Source organism: Ornithinimicrobium panacihumi (genome assembly GCF_052073805.1).
Classification (GTDB): Bacteria; Actinomycetota; Actinomycetes; order Actinomycetales; family Dermatophilaceae; genus Ornithinicoccus; species Ornithinicoccus panacihumi.
This window is the reverse complement of record NZ_JBQGWG010000045.1, coordinates 1-3,818: the sequence shown is the minus strand read 5'-3', so window position 1 is coordinate 3,818 and position 3,818 is coordinate 1. Positions and strand designations below refer to the sequence as shown.

Here is a 3,818-nt window from a genome sequence, read left to right as displayed (position 1 = left end):
GGTCAAGTCCAGTGGAGTGGTGTTCGACGGTGATCCCTCGATGGGGTTGATCAGGGCGTCAGTGCGGGAACGGTAGCAGTGATCTCCTCGGGGTCGGTGGTGGTGGGGATCAGGGCGTGTCGGCACCGAGTGAGGGCGTCCAGTCCGATGTAGCGTCGTTGCTCGGTCCAGGCGTCGTGCTGCTCGGCCAGGACGGCTCCGACGAGGCGGGTGAGGGCCTCGCGGTGGGGGAAGATGCCGACGACGTCGGTGCGCCTGCGGATCTCGCGGTTGAGCCGTTCCTGGGGGTTGTTGGACCAGATCTGGCGCCAGACCTCCTTGGGGAAGGTGGTGAAGGCCAGGATGTCGGCCCGGGCGCTCTCGAGGTGTTCGGCGACAGCGGGCAGCTTGTCGGTGAGCGTGTCGATGACGCGGTCGAACTGGGCGTGCACGGCCTCGGCGTCGGGTTGGTCGTACACCGAGTGCAGCAGCGTCTTGACCCACGGCCATGAGGACTTGGGGGTCGCGGACATGAGGTTGGCGGCGTAGTGGGTGCGGCACCGCTGCCACGCGGTCCCGGGCAGGGTGGCACCGATGGCCTCCACGAGGCCGGCGTGGGCGTCGGAGGTGACCAGCCCGACCGGCCCGGCACTGGTGAGGCCGCGGGCGACCAGGTCGCGGAAGAACGCCAGCCAGGAGGCGGTGGTCTCGCCGGTGGCGACCTGTAGGCCCAGGATTTCCCGGTAGCCCTCGGTGTTGACGCCGGTCGCGACCAGGGCGGACACCTTGACCACGCGCCCGCCCTCGCGGACCTTGAGCACCAGGGCGTCGACGGCCACGAAGGTGTAGGGCCCTTCGTCCAGGGGGCGGGTGCGGAAGGACTCCACCTGCTCGTCCAGCTCGGTCGCCATCACCGAGACCTGGGACTTGGACAGGCCGGTGATGCCCAGCGCCGTCACCAGCTTGTCCATGCGCCGGGTGGAGACCCCGAGCAGGTAGCAGGTCGCCACCACCGTGGTCAGCGCGGCCTCGGCCCGCTTACGCCGCTCCAGCAGCCACTCGGGGAAGAACGTCCCCTCGCGCAGCTTGGGGATCGCCACGTCCAGGGTGCCGACGCGAGTGTCCAGGTCCCGGTGCCGGTACCCGTTGCGCCGGTTCGTGCGCTCGGCCGTGCGGGTGCCGTAGTCCGCGCCGCACACGGCATCGGCCTGCGCGGACAGCAGGCTGTTGATAAAGGTTTGCAGCAGGTGACGCATCAGGTCCGGGCTCGCCTGCGCGAGCTCCTCGTGCAGGAACTGCTCAGGGTCGATAATGGGGGAAGCGGTCATCGGTGGTGCTCCTCTTCGAGAGTGCTGTGGAAGGTTCACTCGAAGGATCACACCGGTGGCCGCGCCTACCTGTGCAGGACACGCTCACCGGGTGCCGTCGTACACCACTCTGGTGGACTCCACTGCGCACTAGAATGCAGGGTCATGGGCTCTCTCCTGCGACGTGGCAGCGCTCCCCTGATCGTCATCCTTCTCACCATGGGGGTCAGCGGCTGCGGGGACGACGAACCTGTCCTGATGCCAGATCTGCTCGGGAAGACGCTCGACCTCGCCAAGAGTGACGTCGACCGGGCGGGGTATGAGGACGAGGTCGAGGTGGTGGGCGGTGGACTATTCGGCGTGGTGGACGAGTCCAACTGGACCGTCTGCAGCCAGGAACCGCCCAGCGGTGCCCCGATCACCACTTCCCCGCGAGTCATTGTCGAGCGTGACTGCAATCCTGAGGCCGAGGAGAGCACTACGGGGGACGCTAAGACAGCGCAGGGATCTGCTTCCACGTCCGGGGATGGCTCGGCGGAGGAGGACACCGAACCGGCCGAGGAGAGCACGCCCGAACCCTCCGAAGAGCCACCGCTGACGGCCGCGTCGGATGAAGAGTTCGCCAAGGTCCTGGCCGAGACTGACTACTGCAGCGACTCGATCATGTCCTTCGCGGAGACGAACGCGGGTCGTACGATCGAGTTCGACGGGAGCGTGGGGGACATCATGAACGAGGGGTCAGCCACCACCCGGTACAGGATCTTGATCAACGCGGGACCGTTCAGCGAGTCTGAGGCTCCCGGTCCCGCCTTCCAGTTCCGGGACGTCAACATGAACGACCTGAACATGTCGGGCGAGGTCCCCGACGCTCTGCGCAAGGGTCAGGAGCTGCACATCGTCGCCGAGATCGACACGTTCGAGGAGTCCAGCTGTCTCTTGCTGCTCGACCCGATCTCAACCACTTTCGACTGACCAACTCAGAGCCCTCAGTCCGGCCTTCACCTCGAGGCCGAGGAGCGCGACGGACTCGGGGTTCTGTGGCCCTAGACTGTGAGATGCCGTGAGGTTGGGCTCTCGTCGTGACTGGTCAGGGCGGCGGGGGTCAAGTCCAGTGGAGTGGTGTTCGACGGTGATCCCTCGATGGGGTTGATCAGGGCGTCAGTGCGGGAACGGTAGCAGTGATCTCCTCGGGGTCGGTGGTGGTGGGGATCAGGGCGTGTCGGCACCGAGTGAGGGCGTCCAGTCCGATGTAGCGTCGTTGCTCGGTCCAGGCGTCGTGCTGCTCGGCCAGGACGGCTCCGACGAGGCGGGTGAGGGCCTCGCGGTGGGGGAAGATGCCGACGACGTCGGTGCGCCTGCGGATCTCGCGGTTGAGCCGTTCCTGGGGGTTGTTGGACCAGATCTGGCGCCAGACCTCCTTGGGGAAGGTGGTGAAGGCCAGGATGTCGGCCCGGGCGCTCTCGAGGTGTTCGGCGACAGCGGGCAGCTTGTCGGTGAGCGTGTCGATGACGCGGTCGAACTGGGCGTGCACGGCCTCGGCGTCGGGTTGGTCGTACACCGAGTGCAGCAGCGTCTTGACCCACGGCCATGAGGACTTGGGGGTCGCGGACATGAGGTTGGCGGCGTAGTGGGTGCGGCACCGCTGCCACGCGGTCCCGGGCAGGGTGGCACCGATGGCCTCCACGAGGCCGGCGTGGGCGTCGGAGGTGACCAGCCCGACCGGCCCGGCACTGGTGAGGCCGCGGGCGACCAGGTCGCGGAAGAACGCCAGCCAGGAGGCGGTGGTCTCGCCGGTGGCGACCTGTAGGCCCAGGATTTCCCGGTAGCCCTCGGTGTTGACGCCGGTCGCGACCAGGGCGGACACCTTGACCACGCGCCCGCCCTCGCGGACCTTGAGCACCAGGGCGTCGACGGCCACGAAGGTGTAGGGCCCTTCGTCCAGGGGGCGGGTGCGGAAGGACTCCACCTGCTCGTCCAGCTCGGTCGCCATCACCGAGACCTGGGACTTGGACAGGCCGGTGATGCCCAGCGCCGTCACCAGCTTGTCCATGCGCCGGGTGGAGACCCCGAGCAGGTAGCAGGTCGCCACCACCGTGGTCAGCGCGGCCTCGGCCCGCTTACGCCGCTCCAGCAGCCACTCGGGGAAGAACGTCCCCTCGCGCAGCTTGGGGATCGCCACGTCCAGGGTGCCGACGCGAGTGTCCAGGTCCCGGTGCCGGTACCCGTTGCGCCGGTTCGTGCGCTCGGCCGTGCGGGTGCCGTAGTCCGCGCCGCACACGGCATCGGCCTGCGCGGACAGCAGGCTGTTGATAAAGGTTTGCAGCAGGTGACGCATCAGGTCCGGGCTCGCCTGCGCGAGCTCCTCGTGCAGGAACTGCTCAGGGTCGATAATGGGGGAAGCGGTCATCGGTGGTGCTCCTCTTCGAGAGTGCTGTGGAAGGTTCACTCGAAGGATCACACCGGTGGCCGCGCCTACCTGTGCAGGACACGCTCACCGGGTGCCGTCGTACACCACTCTGGTGGACTCCACTG

3 protein-coding genes are annotated in these 3,818 nt (G+C 67.7%); 1 reads left to right on the top strand and 2 read right to left on the bottom strand.

The features are described 5' to 3' along the window. Positions 1–50: 50 nt before the first annotated feature. Positions 51–1,307, bottom strand: a complete 1,257-nt coding sequence (locus tag ACTMMA_RS18120; protein ID WP_441190474.1) for an IS256 family transposase — start codon at positions 1,305–1,307, stop codon at positions 51–53. Positions 1,308–1,451: 144 nt separating this feature from the next. On the opposite strand from ACTMMA_RS18120, the gene ACTMMA_RS18115 reads away from it, so the two are divergent. Then, positions 1,452–2,258, top strand: a complete 807-nt coding sequence (locus ACTMMA_RS18115) for a DUF4839 domain-containing protein (RefSeq protein ID WP_441191464.1) — start codon at positions 1,452–1,454, stop codon at positions 2,256–2,258. Between the two features lie 178 nt (positions 2,259–2,436). Here the strand turns inward: ACTMMA_RS18115 and ACTMMA_RS18110 are convergent, their stop codons facing one another. Next, a complete protein-coding gene (locus ACTMMA_RS18110; RefSeq protein ID WP_441190474.1) occupies positions 2,437–3,693 on the bottom strand; it encodes an IS256 family transposase in 1,257 nt (418 codons plus the stop codon). Positions 3,694–3,818: the final 125 nt, after the last annotated feature.